This is a genomic window from Paludibacter sp. (genome assembly GCF_009712605.1).
Classification (GTDB): domain Bacteria; phylum Bacteroidota; class Bacteroidia; order Bacteroidales; family Paludibacteraceae; genus Microbacter.
Window position 1 is genome coordinate 418,776 of sequence record NZ_WASO01000001.1, and the last position, 17,011, is coordinate 435,786.

12 protein-coding genes and 1 pseudogene are annotated in these 17,011 nt (G+C 42.4%); 11 read left to right on the forward strand and 2 right to left on the reverse strand.

Going from position 1 to position 17,011, the window contains the following annotated elements; genetic code table 11:
- The first annotated feature begins 10 nt into the window (after positions 1-10).
- The 11 genes from F8N35_RS01505 to trxA all read left to right on the forward strand — a co-directional run bounded on the left by F8N35_RS01505 (position 11) and on the right by trxA (position 14,457).
- The gene (locus F8N35_RS01505; RefSeq protein WP_293049586.1) at positions 11-2,782 is read left to right on the forward strand and encodes a tetratricopeptide repeat protein; all 2,772 of its coding nucleotides are present in this window, start codon (positions 11-13) and stop codon (positions 2,780-2,782) included.
- A gap of 21 nt (positions 2,783-2,803) precedes the next feature.
- Positions 2,804-3,436: an MBL fold metallo-hydrolase gene (locus F8N35_RS01510; RefSeq protein WP_293049587.1), complete on the forward strand. Its 633-nt coding sequence runs from the start codon at positions 2,804-2,806 to the stop codon at positions 3,434-3,436.
- Positions 3,437-4,348 (forward strand): tRNA (adenosine(37)-N6)-dimethylallyltransferase MiaA, encoded by a 912-nt coding sequence (gene miaA, locus F8N35_RS01515; protein WP_293049588.1) that lies wholly within the window; start codon positions 3,437-3,439, stop codon positions 4,346-4,348. It abuts the gene before it with no gap.
- Positions 4,349-4,586: 238 nt separating this feature from the next.
- Entirely contained in the window at positions 4,587-6,188 is a 1,602-nt protein-coding gene (locus F8N35_RS01520) for a CTP synthase (RefSeq protein ID WP_293049589.1), read from the forward strand.
- A gap of 45 nt (positions 6,189-6,233) precedes the next feature.
- A complete protein-coding gene (gene yidC, locus F8N35_RS01525) occupies positions 6,234-8,150 on the forward strand; it encodes a membrane protein insertase YidC (RefSeq protein ID WP_293049590.1) in 1,917 nt (638 codons plus the stop codon).
- 35 nt (positions 8,151-8,185) lie between these two features.
- Positions 8,186-9,328 (forward strand): lipid-A-disaccharide synthase, encoded by a 1,143-nt coding sequence (gene lpxB / locus F8N35_RS01530; RefSeq protein ID WP_293049591.1) that lies wholly within the window; start codon positions 8,186-8,188, stop codon positions 9,326-9,328.
- A gap of 128 nt (positions 9,329-9,456) precedes the next feature.
- A complete protein-coding gene (locus F8N35_RS01535) occupies positions 9,457-10,011 on the forward strand; it encodes a sigma-70 family RNA polymerase sigma factor (RefSeq protein WP_293049592.1) in 555 nt (184 codons plus the stop codon).
- Positions 9,992-11,326: an outer membrane beta-barrel protein gene (locus F8N35_RS01540; RefSeq protein ID WP_293049593.1), complete on the forward strand. Its 1,335-nt coding sequence runs from the start codon at positions 9,992-9,994 to the stop codon at positions 11,324-11,326. Before F8N35_RS01535 ends, F8N35_RS01540 begins: the two co-directional genes overlap by 20 nt.
- Positions 11,327-11,664: 338 nt before the next feature.
- A complete protein-coding gene (locus F8N35_RS01545) occupies positions 11,665-12,495 on the forward strand; it encodes a sulfide/dihydroorotate dehydrogenase-like FAD/NAD-binding protein (RefSeq protein WP_293049594.1) in 831 nt (276 codons plus the stop codon).
- Between the two features lie 48 nt (positions 12,496-12,543).
- Entirely contained in the window at positions 12,544-13,998 is a 1,455-nt protein-coding gene (gene gltA, locus F8N35_RS01550; protein WP_293049595.1) for an NADPH-dependent glutamate synthase, read from the forward strand.
- 144 nt (positions 13,999-14,142) lie between these two features.
- Positions 14,143-14,457 (forward strand): thioredoxin, encoded by a 315-nt coding sequence (trxA, locus tag F8N35_RS01555; protein ID WP_293049596.1) that lies wholly within the window; start codon positions 14,143-14,145, stop codon positions 14,455-14,457.
- A 669-nt stretch (positions 14,458-15,126) separates the two neighbouring features.
- Here trxA and F8N35_RS01560 read toward each other — a convergent pair.
- Both F8N35_RS01560 and F8N35_RS01565 read right to left on the reverse strand, forming a co-directional pair.
- Positions 15,127-15,807, reverse strand: a pseudogene (locus F8N35_RS01560) (hypothetical protein); the annotation flags it as partial.
- A gap of 38 nt (positions 15,808-15,845) precedes the next feature.
- On the reverse strand, positions 15,846-16,820 hold the full coding sequence (locus tag F8N35_RS01565) for a polyprenyl synthetase family protein (protein WP_293049597.1): 975 nt from the start codon (positions 16,818-16,820) through the stop codon (positions 15,846-15,848).
- Between the last annotated feature and the right edge of the window lie 191 nt (positions 16,821-17,011).

Below are 17,011 nucleotides of genomic sequence, written 5' to 3' on the forward strand. Positions count from 1 at the left end.
TTTGCCTCGTATGAAGCAACGACTACGCAACATATTCATATACACATCAGCCGTTTTTGTGTTTTTTGGTTGTACAACGTCCAAAAATACATGGTTGACCCGCAACATGAACGCGTTTACCACGCGATACAATATTTATTTCAATGGTTATCAGAGCTATAAAGAAGGGATAGATGCCATTAATAAAGCTCAGAGAGACAACTATTCGCAATTGCTTTCGATGTATCCTATAAGTCAGCATTCCAATGCGGAAGCCGGCAAATCAAAAATGGATGTGACGATTGAAAAGTGTCGTAAGGCGATTAAACAACGCTCGATAAAAGTAAAGCCCAAAAAGAATTTCTCGAAGAAAAAAGATCCTGCATACATTGCATTTATGAGTAAAGAGGAGTATAATCCGATGGTGGTACGCTCCTGGTTATTGCTGGCGCAGGCTGAGTTCCATAAGGCTGATTTTCTCGGAGCAATGGGTACTTATGCATACATCATTAAACATTTTGGAACAGACGCAGATGTGGCCGACGAAGCCCAAATAGGCAGAGCTCGTTGTTTTTCCGAAATGGGGTGGAGTTATGAAGCAGAAGATGCTCTGAATAAAGTCAGTACGAAAAATTCGCTAAATAAAAGAATCAATGGTCTTTATGCTGCAGCCAGCGCAGATCTTTTGTTGAAAGAAAAACGCTATGCCGATGCCATTCCTTTTCTGAAAACTGCGGCCGAATACGAAGGTAACCATTTTTTGAGCGCCCGCTTCAATTTTATTCTGGGACAATTAAGTTCCCGCTTCAATGATAAGGCAACAGCTTACGACGCTTTTACCGCGGCCATTAAAGCAAGCACATCTTACGACATGGAACTGGCTGCCCGCTTGCAACGTGCGCAGGTAGCCGGAGAGAAAACAGACAAGGTGCTGGCTGAACTTCGGAAAATGGCAAAATCTCCTCGCAATAAAGAATATGCCGATCAGATTTATGTTGTGATGGGAAATATTTATCTCAATGACAATAAAAAAGATAAAGCAATCGAGAATTATCTGACCGCGATTAATTCCAAAAATCCTGACAATCCCGATAAGATGACGGCAAACATTAAGTTGGGAGATCTTTATTACAACGACAAGGCTTATCTGAAAGCTCAGCCTTGTTATGCTTCGGCTGCAAAGCAGATTAAAATTGATAATGAGGATTTTGAGAGGGTAACCAAACGGGCAGAGGTGCTCAATGAACTTGCCGGATACAGTAGTACTGTTCATATGCAGGATAGTCTGCAACATCTTGCCAAATTACCCGAGAAAGAAAGATTGGATGCCATTAATAATATCATTTCAACTATCAGAAAAGCGGAGCAGGATGCGTTGAAAGCTCAACTGGCAGCGCAACAGCAGCAACAACTGCTCATGCAACAGGTTCAAAATAATGGGTTTTCGGATATTGGCACTTTCGGACAGCACAACGCAGCTGCATCGGCAGGAACACCATCAAATAGCAACAACTGGTACTTCTACAACCGTATGACGGTACAGAGTGGAATAACTCAGTTTCAGCAATTGTGGGGCAATCGCAAGCTGGAAGATGACTGGCGTCGTACAGATAAATCAAATATTACCAACGATTTACAATCCATAGCGCAGCCATCATTGGCTGGCAATCAGGATAAAAGCAACGCCAAAAAAGAGGACGATAAATACAATCCTGAATTTTATCTTGCTCAACTTCCAAAGACACCGGCCGATATTGCCAAGTCAAACGGTATGATAAGCAAGGCGTTGTTCAATATGGGACAGCTCTATGAACGCAAGCTGGAAGACGAACCGATGGCCATTGCCACATACGAAGAGTTGCATCGTCGTTTTGGCGCAGATTCGACCTGGATTGACGCATATTATTCTCTTTATGCTCTCAATAAAAAGGCCGGAAAAACTGCCGAGGCAGAACAATACAAAGCGATTATTACGAATAATTTCCCATCGTCAAAGTATGCTTTGATGCTGGCTCATCCGGAGTATACGCAACAGCAACAACAAATTCTGCAGCAACAGGAAACGCTTTATGAAGCCACTTTTGAAGCTTATACCCGAAACGATTTCCAAACGGTGATGAACAATTACAAGCAAGCCAACGCTACCTATCCGTTTGCAGAACTGATGCCGAAGTTTAGTTTGCTTAATGCGTTGAGCCTCGGTAAAAGCGGAGATCAACAGGGTATGAAAACTGCTATGGAAGAATTGGTTAAAAAATATCCGCAAAGCGACGTTGTCAGTACGGTGAAAGATATGTTGGCGCTGATAGGACAGGGAAAAGCGGTTACTAAGGGTAGCTCGTACGGCAACCTTATTACCAAACAGCAGGAAGAGCTTGCCAAACAAGAGAATCAGCCGGCTCCCAAATTTACATCGACTCTCAATAACAGACATTTATTGTTGCTCCCGGTTACGTCTGACTCGATAGATGTCAATCGTTTGCTCTATAAAGTTGCAAGTTATAACTTCAATTACTTCGTGCTGAAAGATTTCGATTTGGATGTACGGTCGCTGGGAAATAACCTTCGGTTAATTGTTATCTCCGATTTTCCGTCGTTCGGCGATGCTCATTTCTATCAACGTTCTCTTTCTGAAGAGGCGTCTTTGCAAAAAGTGCTCACAGCCGCAGGAGTCCACCCGGTAGTTATTTCGGAAGAAAATCTGAAAGCGCTTCAGGTTGGACAAAACTTCAATGATTATCTGAACTTTTATCAGAATACATTGATTCCTGCGCAGGCTGCCGAAGAAAAAGCTAATAAATAATCTCAAACAGACATTGTTATCATGACTATAAAGACATTCGTGTTTAGTCCGTTCATGGAAAACACCTACGTGGCATATGACGAAACCAAAGAGTGTATAATCATTGACCCGGGTTGCGTTACCGAATCGGAGCAAAAAGCATTACAACAATTTATTACCGATAATCAACTATCCGTTAAGCATCTGATAAATACCCATCTTCATCTCGATCATACTTTTGGCAACCTTTTTGTGGAACGAACATACGGGGTTCTGGCAAAAGCTCACAGGGCAGATGAATTTCTGCTTCAACAAATTCGCTCACAAGCCGAAATGTTCGGGATGGTTTATAACGAACAACCTGAGTTAAAAGAATACCTGACTGAGGGAGATACGGTTCCCTTTGGAAATGTTACGCTTACGGCGATTCATGTCCCGGGTCACTCACCCGGAAGCCTTTGTTTTTATGATGCTTCTTCGGCAACGCTTTTTGCCGGCGATGTGTTGTTTCAGGGCAGTATTGGGCGCACCGATCTTCCCAAAGGCAATTACGAACAATTGATTGACGGCATTACCGACAAATTATTGGTACTGCCCGAAGAAACCACTGTTTATTGCGGCCATGGTCCGACTACTACAATCGGTTACGAGAAGATGAATAATCCGTATCTGTAAATGTCTGCATATAATCTCATTACCATTCTTGGCCCAACGGCTACGGGAAAAACTACCGTCGCTACGCATTTGGCTCGTGCCATTGACGGGGAAATAATCAGTGCCGATTCCCGCCAGATTTACCGTGGTATGGATCTCGGTACGGGAAAAGATCTGTCAGAGTATATTATTGACGGGCAACCGGTTCCTTACCATCTTATTGATATTGTGGATGCCGGTTATAAGTACAACGTTTTTGAGTATCAGCGTGATTTTCTGCAAGCTTTTGCCGACATAAACAATCGCAATAAAATTCCGGTTCTTTGCGGAGGAACAGGTCTTTATATTGAGGCTATTCTAAAAGGTTACCGGCTTATCCAGGTGCCCGACAATCTGGAATTTCGCAAACAGTTCGAGGGTAAAACGCTTGAAGAACTGACACAAATATTAAGTGCCTACAAATCGCTGCATAATACCACCGATGTCGATACCGTAAAACGGGCTATCCGTGCTATCGAAATTGCAGAATATTACCAGCACCACCCTGAAATAAAAACCGATTATCCTGATATTTGTCCTCTGATTGTCGGACTTGATATTTCGCGTGACGAACGACGTGCCCGGATTACCAGTCGACTCAAAACCCGTCTGGAGGAAGGTATGGTCGACGAAGTACGCCGCCTTCTCGATAGCGGTATTGCCCCCGACGACCTTATTTATTACGGATTGGAATACAAATACCTTACGCTATACGTTACCGGACGTCTTACATTTGAGGAAATGTTTTCCCAGCTCGAAATGGAGATTCATCGTTTTGCAAAACGGCAAATGACCTGGTTTCGTGGGATGGAAAGACGGGGGCTCTCTATTCATTGGATAGATGCTTCGCTGCCATTGTCGGATAAAATTCAGGCTATCCGGAATTTGTGGTAATATTCTCACTGTCAACTTTGTCGAAAGGTTGCATTTTTATGACAATTGGGTTTCGAAATACCACAACGAATATTTTACTGCAAAAATGTGGCAAATAATTACTACCTTTGTGCTTTCGTTTTTGTAGGAAACGGAATAGGGCAAAGAAACAATTAACTCGCAATATTTCAAGGAGAAAGGTTTTTGTTATCATTAACAAAAACCTTTCTTGCAGAACAAACCACAATTATTTTTTGTAGTGAAAGAGACTAAGTACATTTTCGTTACGGGAGGCGTGATTTCATCATTGGGAAAAGGAATCATAGCCGCATCGTTAGGGAAGCTGCTGCAGGCACGCGGCTTCAAAGTGACCAACCAAAAACTGGACCCTTATATCAACGTTGACCCCGGAACCCTCAATCCGTACGAACACGGGGAATGTTATGTAACCGTTGACGGGCATGAGGCCGACCTTGACCTCGGGCACTACGAACGATTTGTAAATGAACCGATGCACCGTGCCAACAACGTTACTACCGGTTACATTTATCAAAAGGTAATCAACAAAGAACGTCATGGCGACTATCTTGGAAAAACCGTCCAGATTATCCCTCATATTACAGACGAAATCAAAGATAATATTCTGAAACTTGGCAAAACAGGTGAATATGACTTTGTAATTACCGAAATTGGTGGTACTGTAGGTGATATCGAGTCATTACCTTATATCGAAAGCGTTCGTCAGCTGAAGTGGGAACTTGGAAACAAATGTCTCAACATTCACCTCACTTACGTGCCTTACATTGCTGCGGCCAAGGAAGTGAAAACGAAGCCGACTCAACACTCTGTAAAAGAGCTGCAACAAGCCGGAGTTCAGCCTGATGTTTTGGTTTTGAGAACAGAACGCCCGTTGTCTGCTGATGTTCGTCGCAAGGTTGCACTTTTCTGTAATGTAGCTCCCGACGCTGTGGTTCAGTCTGTGGACGTTCCCATCATTTACGAAGTTCCTTTGAAAATGGAAGAAGAAGGGTTGGACGAAATCGTGCTGCGCAAACTGGGCTGCCCGACAGAACCAAAACCCGATATGAAGCAATGGATTTACATTGTGGACAAAATGAAAAACGCCACCGAACCTGTCAGAATCGGGTTGGTTGGTAAATATGTCGAATTGCCGGATGCATACAAATCCATCAATGAATCGTTGATCCATGCTTCTGCTTACAATGACCGTAAGCTCAAACTGGAAATGATCCATTCGGAAAAACTGAATGCTGAAAATGCAATGGATTTGCTCGGAGAACTCGATGGCATACTTATTGCACCGGGTTTTGGTAACCGTGGAATAGAAGGTAAGATCGAAGCAATCCGCTTTGCCCGCGAAAATGATATTCCTTGCCTGGGTATTTGCTTGGGAATGCAATGTATGGTCATCGAATTTGGCCGTAACGTTTTAGGTTTTGCCGATGCCAACTCTACGGAATTTGACATGAATACCCGCCATAATGTCATTGACATGATGGAAGAACAGAAAACTATCCTCAATATGGGTGGTACAATGCGTTTGGGCGCTTACCCCTGTCATTTAGAACCGGATTCGTTGGCATATAAAGTTTATGGCAAGGACACCATCAAAGAACGTCACCGTCATCGCTACGAATTTAACAACGACTACCGCGAACAATATGAACAGGCCGGTATTAAATGTAGCGGTATTAATCCGGAATCAAATCTGGTGGAAATTGTTGAAATTCCATCTAAAAAATGGTTTATCGGAACACAGTTCCATCCTGAATACAGCAGTACGGTTGTGAATCCACATCCATTGTTCATTCAGTTCATTAAAGCAGCTATTAATAAATAAGATAACAACTAAAAACCTTATCCCAATCGCAATTAAAACAACCTTATGGATAAAAATACGATTCTCGGATTTGTCTTAATTATTCTGATTCTTGTCGGTTTCTCTGTGCTTAACCGCCCTTCAAAAGAGCAGGTGGCAGCTCAACGGGCACAGGACTCCATTGCTGCTGTACAAAAAACAGCACAGGAGCAAGCCGCAGTGGCAGCTAAAAATGCAGCTCAGGTTGCCTCCGATTCTCTGATCGCAAAGAACGATACAGCCTCTATCAATGCGGCGTTTGGCCCCTTGGCTCCAGCAGGAACGGGTACAGAACAGCTATTCACGGTAGAGAATAAAGTGGTTAAAATTACATTCTCTAACAAAGGTGGTCGTCTCTATTCAGTACAACTGAAAAACTACCAAACACATGATTCGTTGCCTTTGATTTTGTTTGATAAAAACGAAAGCAATTTCGGGTTTACCTTCGCAACCAACAATAACCGAGTTCTTAGTACACAGAACCTTTATTTCGAACCGATTGGTATTTCACAAAACCAAACAGTTACCGATGCTCCAAAAGCGTACACTTTTCGTCTGAAAGCCACAAACGGTGCATTTCTTGATTTTGTGTATACCCTCGCTCCTGACGACTACATGGTTAAACTTGAAGTTAAAGGCAAGGGAATGGAATCTGTATTGGCTCCTAACACCGACCGTCTGGAATTGAACTGGAACGCAAAAATCCGTCAGCAGGAAAAAGGCCGTAAGTTTGAAGCCCGTTACACAGGTTTGTTCTATAAATACATTGCCGAAAATGTAAACAACCTGAAACAAAGCGGACATGATGAACAAAACCTTCCGAATCAGCTGCAATGGGTCGCATTTAAAGATCAGTTCTTTAGTAGCGTACTTGTAGCAGACAAGGCATTTACCTCGAGCACTCTCGAAAGCTCATTCGACGATAATATCAATTCGAAATATATCAGCGAATGTAAAGCGAAAATGAGCGTAGGCTTTGACCCTAAAAGCACAGCAGCAACAAGCTTCCGTTTCTATTTCGTTCCGAACAAATTTAACCTGCTTGCCAAGTACGATAAAGGCGTCGATAATGACAAGAAGATGCGCCTGACCAAACTGGTTCCGCTCGGCTGGGGTATTTTCGGATGGATTAACCAATATGCCATCATTCCGATGTTTAACTTCTTCGGAAGCTTTATCGGTAGTTTTGGGTTGATTATTCTTTTGATGACGGTTGTTATCAAATTTGTACTCTTCCCGATGACCTATAAATCATATATGTCTTCGGCCAAGATGCGTGTACTGAAACCGCAGATAGACGAAATTAATGCCAAGATTCCTTCCGAAAAGGCAATGGAACGTCAGAAGGCGACAATGGATCTTTATCGAAAAGTGGGCGTGAGTCCTATGAGCGGTTGTTTACCAATGCTGCTCCAGCTGCCGATTTTGATCGCGATGTTCAACTTCTTCCCTGCGTCTATAGAGTTGCGTCACCAGAGTTTCCTTTGGGCAAAAGACCTTTCGTCTTATGATGCGGTAATAACATGGAACGCAACCATTCCATTTATCACAACTTATTTCGGAAACCATATCAGTCTCTTCTGTTTATTGATGACAATCGTCAGCTTTATTTATACAAAGATCAATATGCAGTCGCAGATGGCTACGAACCAACAAATGCCGGGAATGAATATCATCATGTATTTCACTCCGATTATGATGTGGTTCTGGTTTAACGACTATGCTTCCGGTTTGAGCTACTATTATTTCTTGTCAACTTTGATTACGATCGCGCAGACTTATGCAATTCGCAGCTTTGTGAATGAAGATAAGCTTTTAATGCAATTGGAAGCAAACAAGAAAAAGCCTTCAAAAAAGAAAAAAGGTGGCTTTATGGATCGTTTGGAACAAATGCAGCGCGAACAGGCTCAACGCCAGAAAGCTGCGTCTTCCAAGAAAAAATAAATCGGTCAGACTTACTTCGCAAACAAAAATTGCACATGAGGTATTTCATTATTGCCGGCGAAGCATCGGGCGACCTACACGGGTCCAATCTGATGCGGGAAATCAAAAACACCGACCGGGAAGCTGAGTTTTGCTTCCTGGGAGGTGATATGATGTCGCTGATAGGTGGAAAACCTCTTATTCATTACAGACAGATGGCTTTTATGGGGGTCGTATCGGTGATTCTTCATTTGAGAACCGTATTACGTAATTTGTATGTCTGTAAAAAAAACCTTCGCACTTTCTCTCCCGATGTTTTAATTTTGATTGATTATCCGAGCTTTAACCTGCGTATTGCAAAATATGCCAAGCAGAAGCTGGGGGTGAAAGTCTTTTATTACATCTCTCCTAAATTGTGGGCCTGGAAAGAATATCGTATCAAACATATTAAGGCTTTGGTGGATAATATGTTTTGCATCTTTCCTTTCGAGATAGAATTTTATAAAAAGCACGATTACACGAAGACTTTGTATGTGGGTAATCCTTTGATGGATGCCATTGATACCCGCCCGGAAAAAGGAGAGCCATTTTCTGCATTTGTGCGTCGCAATAAACTGGAACAAAAACCGATTGTAGCACTTTTGGCAGGCAGTCGAAAAAAGGAGATTGCAGATAACCTGCCCGTTATGGCCTCTATTATGAATGAATTTCCAGAGTGCCAGTTCGTTGTTGCCGGTGCTCCGGGGATTGCAACCTCCTATTATACGCAATTTATTGCCGGTCACAATGTGAAAATTGTCTTTGGGCAAACTTACGCGTTGCTTCAGCAAGCGTCAGCAGCCTTGGTAACCTCCGGAACTGCGACTCTTGAGACGGCTCTTTTGAATATTCCTCAGGTGGTGACTTACAATGTGAAATTTGGCCGTATCATTCTTTTCCTTTATAAGATTCTCATTCATACGCCTTACTTTTCGCTGGTTAATATCATCACAGGAAAGCCGGTTGTGAAAGAATTACTTGGTTCGCAAGTGACCCAACAAGCGTTGAAAGATGAATTAAAAAGCTTACTCTACAATATTTCATACAGAAAACAAATGCTGCATGAATACCAGCTTTTGCACAAACAGCTGGGCAGTGCCGGTGCTTCTAAAACCGCTGCTGAAGCTATGGTTCAGCTACTCTCCACAAAGGTTGACTAAGGCAACCTTATTTTGCTTCCCTAAAATATGAAAAAGCGCCTGTAGTAATCAAAAAATGGCTATATTTGGCACTTTATTGCATCCTCATGCAACGTTTTACTATCCAAAACCATCTATATCAACAGTGAATGTACATTGCCCGGGAAGAATCACAATTAATTGAAGATTGCCAAAAGGGGATTGCTGCTGCACAACGGCAGCTCTATGAGCAATATTCACGCAAGATGATGGGTGTGTGCATGCGGTATGTCAATAATTACGAGACAGCCAGGGATTTGATGCACGATGGGTTTATCAAGATTTTCCTGAATATAGGTTCATTTGCCCACGAAGGATCTTTCGAGGGTTGGATGCGGCGGATCTTTGTAACTACAGCGCTGGAGTTTCTTCGTAAGAACGATATCTTGCGTGAAAGTTACGATTTGGCTACATCATACGAAGTGCAGGGAGATGATGAAACGGTTATTGAGCGGATCTCGGCTGATGAATTACGCGAAATTATTGCAGACCTGCCGGCTGGTTTTCGGTCGGTATTCAACTTGTATGCTATAGAAGGTTATAGTCACAAGGAAATTGGTGATATGCTCGGTATTGCCGAAAGCACGTCACGATCGCAGTTTGCCAGAGCACGGGCTTTGTTGCAACAAAAAATGGTAGAAATCTATGGATACTCACAAGTATAAAGAAAACGACACATTAATCCGGCAGAAGTTCGACAATTATGAGGTTGAGCTGCCGTCTGATGATTGGGATGTTTTTAGTCAGAAGCTGGCTGAAGCGCAACCCAAACGTCGTCGTTTTGTGTGGTATTACGTAGCAGCTGCCGCTTCAATTATCGGTGTCTTGTTTGTCGGAGTCTCATATCTGTCCAACGACAAGATGTCAACCGGAGATAAGCTTGCGGTACAATTTTCAAATCACAAAGCAGGACTTAATTCAGCAAAATCAGCTGTCCGTGCCGTGGTAAATGAAAAAGAAGACGGCTCGCAACAGAAAACGTTAGCTCTCGCTTCTAAGCCCACTACTGCTCCAGTTACGAAGAGTGTAGACGGTAAAACTCAAGCACAATCACAAGTGGCGTCGATGTCATCTTCAGAATCGCCGGCCGAAAATATATCCGTTGCAGGTAAGAATGCCGATAACGCTCAGCCTGTAGCAGTTGTTGCTGTCAAACCAGCTGTAAATGATATTGATACTTCCGGCTACATTACGCATCCCGTAAAACAGTATGCTGAGTTGCCAAGTTTGCCGATTGAGAACTCGAAGGATGCATCTACAACCGGCAAAAAGCAGTCGACAGGATCGGACAATCTGGTTCACTGGCTTGCAGGAAACTTTCAGGGCAATTTGGGGTTGTCGTCGGGAGCAGGAAGTGATCTGACATCAAGTGAATCTATTAGTTCGCACCTTTTCTCCCGGGTGTCACAAGCTGACGCGTTACTGGCGTCATCTACTCCGACGCTTATCAGCTTCTCAGATAAGAAAACGTATTATGTGCCAATGTCTTTTGGGCTGACGGCCGGAATGCCGATTGGCAACAGATGGGAATTGCAAAGCGGGATAGTATATACACTTCTGATAACTACAGGAGAACTTCAGTCTTCTTCTAACGTGAAGGCTACCGGGCGCATAGAGCAACATTACATCGGTGTGCCGGTTTCTTTAGCCTATGCGTTTATTAAGCAACCATCTTTCTCTGTATATCTGACGGGCGGGGGACGAATTGAAAAAGGGATCTCTCTCGTTGAAAAAATTTATACTTATAACTCGCAAAATATACCAACAGAACAAGAACGCTATCATTACTCCATTAATGGCGTTCAATTTGCCCTGGAGGCCGGAATCGGAGCAAGCTACCGTTTGTATCGCTTTATTAGCTGGTATGCCGAAATTGGCGGTGCATGGTATGTTCCCAGCAACCAACCGGAGAGCTCGCGGACGGAGCACCCTCTGAATGCCGCTCTTAAAACCGGTTTAAGATTTTCCCTGATTAAATAGAAGAAATGCTTTAAATGCAAAAAATGGGACTTTTCACAAAGTCCCATTTTTTATTGCTAATAGGTATTAGTTTTTTTAAGGCAAAAAAGATTGTGTAGTTTTAACGATGACAAATTTCGTCCTTTTTGGAATACTAGCCAAATGTTTTCGTATGCTTTACAACATGTTTTGATAGATTTTTTCTACTTTTTAGGGTGTAATTTTAACATTTCACATTCATCTTCCTTTCCGGTTTGATTGCGATTTTCCCAATAAATAAGTACATTTGCGAGCGCTAGGCCCCACAAACATAGCACATAGCAACACACCTCAGACAAATCAATATCAAATTATCAAATATGAACAGAATCTTAAAGAAGGAGCATTTTTCACCCAATGTATTGCATTTTGAAGTGGAAGCTCCTCAAATTGCCAAAACACGCAAAGCCGGTCATTTTGTACTGGTAAAAGTTGGAGAGAAGGGAGAACGCATACCATTGACCATTGCTGCGTCTGATCCTGTAAAAGGAAGTATATCGTTGGTTGTGCAACGTGTTGGTGTCTCTTCGGCTAAATTATGTGATTTGAATGAAGGTGACTACATAACCGATCTTGTTGGTCCGTTGGGAAAAGCTACTCATATCGAAAATTACGGTACTGTAGTTTGTGCTGGTGGGGGAGTTGGTGTTGCACCTCTGTTGCCAATAGTTGAAGCTATGAAAAAGGCAGGGAATCGTGTTATAACAGTTCTCGCTGCACGTTCAAAAGATCTTGTAATTCTCGAAGAACAGATGCGCGCAAATTCTGATGAAGTAATTGTCATGACAGACGATGGTAGCTATGGAAAACAAGGTTTGGTTACCGCCGGTATTGAAGAGGTGTTACTCCGTGAGAAAGTGGATATGTGTGTGACGGTTGGTCCTGCTATCATGATGAAATTTGTAGCATTACTCACCAAGAAATATAACGTGCCTACTATGGCTTCGCTCAATACTATTATGGTAGACGGTACTGGTATGTGTGGCGCTTGTCGTATTACTGTTGGCGGAAAAATAAAATTCGTTTGTGTGGATGGTCCTGAATTCGATGCTCATGAAGTGGATTTTGATGAAATGCAAATGAGACTCAGTTCCTATAAAGAAATCGAGACCGAAGCAATGAAACATTACATCGAAACCGCAGCCATTTGATCCGGTGATGTCTATCTCTTATTAACTCAACTTTCAATCCCATTGAATATGGACAATAATACAAAAAGAAATGAACCGTGGCGTGAAGAGCTGCGGAAATCTATAAAGAATAAAGAACGTGCAGACAAGTCTCGCGTTCACATGCGCGAGCTCCCTGCTGACTACAGAAATAAAAACAATGAAGAGGTAAACTGCGGGTTAACAAAGGAAGAGGCTCTGAATGAAGCAAAACGTTGCCTTGACTGTCCCGCTCCATCATGCACAAACGGCTGCCCTGTAGGGATTGATATCCCTCAATTTATAAAAAATATTGAGAGAGGCGAAATTCTTGAAGCGGCCAAAATAATAAAACAGACTAGTGCCTTGCCTGCCGTTTGTAGTCGTGTGTGCCCTCAGGAAAAACAATGTGAAGCCGAATGTATCTATGCGCAGAAAATGGGCAAAGAAGCTGTCGCAATTGGTTATCTCGAACGTTTTGCTGCCGATTATGAACGTGAAAGCGGCCAAATGGCGGTGCCTGAATGTGCTCCTTCTAACGGTATAAAGGTTGCCGCTGTCGGTTCCGGTCCTGCCGGGTTAGCCTTTGCCAGCGATATGGCCAAAAGAGGCTATTCTGTGACCGTATTTGAGGCTTTGCACGAAATTGGAGGTGTACTTAAGTATGGAATCCCTGAGTTCCGTCTTCCAAATTCTATTATCGATGTGGAAATTGAAATGCTCAAGAAACTGGGCGTGGAAATTGTTACCAACTGCATCGTTGGGAAAACCATCACATTTGAAGATTTGCAGGCACAGGGATACAAAGCTTTGTTCGTGGGCAGCGGAGCCGGATTGCCCCGTTTTATGCATATTCCCGGCGAAAATCTCATCGGCGTCATGTCATCCAACGAATACCTTACCCGTATTAATCTGATGGGCGCTTTACGTGACGGAGATACTCCTGTGCTGTCAGGAAAGAATGTTGCGATTATCGGTGGTGGTAATACGGCTATGGATGCTGTTCGTACGGCCAAACGACTGGGAGCCGAACATGCGATGATCGTTTACAGACGTTCAGAAGCGGAAATGCCGGCTCGTGTAGAAGAAATCAAACATGCCAAAGAAGAAGGTGTGGAATTTATGCCGCTGCACAATCCGATTGAATATATAGGCGATGAAAAAGGACGCGTAAAACAAATGCGCCTTCAGAAAATGGAACTTGGAGAACCGGATGCATCAGGCCGGAGAAGTCCTGTTGAAATTCCGGGTGCCATTGAAACAATTGATGTTGATACCGTGATTGTAAGTATTGGAGTATCTCCTAATCCTTTGGTGCCAAGTTCTATAAAAGATCTGGAAGTGTCGAAATGGGGGACGATTACCGTTAATGACGGAATGCAATCTTCTATCCCGACTATTTTTGCCGGAGGCGACATTGTTAGAGGCGGGGCTACCGTGATACTTGCAATGGGCGATGGCAGAAGAGCTGCAGCTGCAATGGATGAGTATCTGAAATCGTGTTGATAAATTTATTTGACTTTTTGTATCCGAATCTACAAATAAGGATGTATTTTTGCCATAGAAAAAAGAGAAGATGTTACCGATCGGTAAGCTTCTGACAAACAATCTTTCTTGTAAATTAGATTCAACTAAAAACTCATAATAATTATGGCGCACGAGATTACAGACGGCAACTTTGAGGAAATCCTCAAATCAAATAAAGTAGTAGTAGTAGATTTTTGGGCAGAATGGTGTGGTCCCTGCCGCATGGTTGCTCCTATTGTTGAAGAACTGGCAGAACAATTCAAAGAAAAAGCCTTTATTGGAAAATTGAATGTGGATGATAATCCTGACAGTCCTGAAAAATTCCTGATTCGCAATATTCCTACAATTCTTTTGTTTAAGGATGGCGAATTAGCTGATAAGATAGTGGGTGCATTGCCAAAACAAGCATTACAGACCAAAATCGAAGCTTTATTATAATTGCATTTATTATTATGTAAAAAGAGCGTATTGGACTTGTTTCAATACGCTCTTTATTTATTTAGGCATAAAAAAAGCGTTCGTTTGACGAACGCTTCTATGTTTTTACTGAAAGAAGAGAGATAATAACTCGTCTTGCTTTGCATTGCGCTTTTTCCTCTTCTTCGGAATAGCACCATTCAGCTTCAATTCAGGTTCTGCGTCTGCTACTTCAGCAACAATTTCTTTTTCGTCAAACAGCGTAACTTCAGGTGTTTCGGGTTCGAATAGAAGTGGAGCCGCTTCTGTTACAGCCTGAGGTTCTTCTATGGTTTCCAGAATAATCTCAACCGATTTGTCTACCGATACGACAGGCTGAATTTCAGTCTCTACAGAAAGAATATTTTCGGTTTCCATTACCACCGGCGCTTCTTCTTCTGCCATCTGTACAGGTTCTGCTTCAACTGTGCTTTCAATAACCGATTCTTCTTCAACGGCAGCCTCAATGGCGGGTGTTAATTCTTCTGCCAAAACTGTTTGTTCTTCAGTTTCAGCGATAATCTCCATTTCAATTATCGGTTCTTCTGTTATAGCTGCTTCAACCGGAGATTCGCTGATAGCTTCAACCACAGGTGCTTCTTCGATAATTTCAATTGGCTTAGGCAGATCGTCAGCTGGGGTAAGTTCGGCCTCGCCTCTTCGATAGTAGTAAATCACGCCGAATGCTTTGCAACTTTCCATGCGCGAAAAAGGAGGCAATTCATTGAAAAATCCCTCTATCTGATTCCATACATCGACAATAAGATCGTCAACCGGCTGGCGTAATGCGTTTACTTTGTCGGCATAACGGGCAGTGTTTTGCTGTAAGAACAGCTGGTTGTCCCGATATTCTTTGAATATGTCGTAGTGAACTTTAACTTTGGCAATTGCCGGGTTGTAAAGAGGAACTCCTCCTGCTTTCATTCGTTGCGCTTCGCCTTCGATAATATTTTGTCCCCATTCAATCAATGATTCAGAACTGACCATGTCGGGAACGGAAAAGTCTTCCGGTTCGAGGTGATACAGTTTCTTGTATTCTTTTTTGATTTCGCTTCGCTGAACAGCAAGATTAAGAACCTGAATGAAATGCGAAATGTAAAGGCGGGCATTGCGAAATATCTGCTGAAAATCTTTGTTTGAATTGACCTGATTGTCATAGGTTTGCTTATACAAACCCATTGCCTGTTCAAATTTTTGCAATAACACTTTAGCTTCATGCTGAGTCTTGTACGAGATGACAAGCTGCAAATGCTGTCGATCTGACTCTTCAAGCGCTGTACGTAGAGCGCGTACTCTGGCTTGGTCTGTGTTAGGCAATCTTCTGTAAGGCATAGTCAAAAGTATATATATAGTTCAAGCTACAGTGCATGTTAGGATTCTCGTTGCATTAACCGGTTGGAGTAATTTTGCAGGACTTCTTTCCTTTGTTCGGGGCAACTGACCGACCTAAGCGCTTGGAGAGCTTTCTGGTAATAGTTGTCCATTTCTTCCTGACAAATTTGTTTTATGTTTAACCGATTATAAATATCAGTAACAGCTTTGATTTTTTCCTGCGGATTTGTATCCGGAGCGTTTAACCATTTTTCGAGCTCTTTTTTTTTGGAATCATCTGCAACCTTTAAGGCTGAAATCAACAGAAATGTTTTTTTGTTGCAAAGGATGTCTCCTCCAATGTTTTTCCCGAATTTTTCCACATCACCGTATACGTCCAAAAAATCGTCTTGTAGCTGAAAGGCTAAGCCGAGATTGATTCCGAATTCGTATAAGAGAGAAGCATCAGTATTATTGGCATTTCCGACAAGTGCTCCCATTTTAAGACTACATGCGAGTAATACTGCTGTCTTCAGACGTATCATCTCGATGTATTCCGGCAAAGAGACATTATCGCGTTGTTCGAAATCCATGTCAAATTGCTGTCCTTCGCACACTTCAATGGCGGTTTGAGAGAACAAGTCCAATATCTCTTTTAATTTGGACTGCGGAGCCTGGGCTACGTGTCGGTAAGCATCAATTTGCATGGCGTCGCCGGAAAGAATAGCGACATTATCGCACCATTTTTTATGGACAGTCTGATGTCCCCGGCGCATATCCGCTTTGTCCATTATATCGTCATGCAACAAAGTGAAATTGTGAAAAACTTCCAAGCCAATGGCAGGTTCAACTGCCGATTCAATATCTTCTGAGAAGAGATTACAAGCCAAAAGTGCAAATGCAGGACGAATCCTTTTTCCTCCAAGAGCCAATACATACCGGATAGGCTCATATAACCTCTCCGGAGAGCCCGGATAGTGCAGTTCGCTAATGCGCTTGTTAATAATGTCTTGAGCTTCGTTAACTTGTAGCATTCCAAAATAACAAATTGATAAAGCGAATGTACAAGAAAAAAATGAAAAATACATCAGAAAAAGAAGAAAAAATAACATTTTCTTTAGCAGGTTTTTTAAAATCTGGAAAGTTTCCGTCTACAATAAAAAAAATAGTTTCCTCTTTTTGCAAACAATGTGTATATTTGTTCTTGTTAACTTTAATCTAAAAG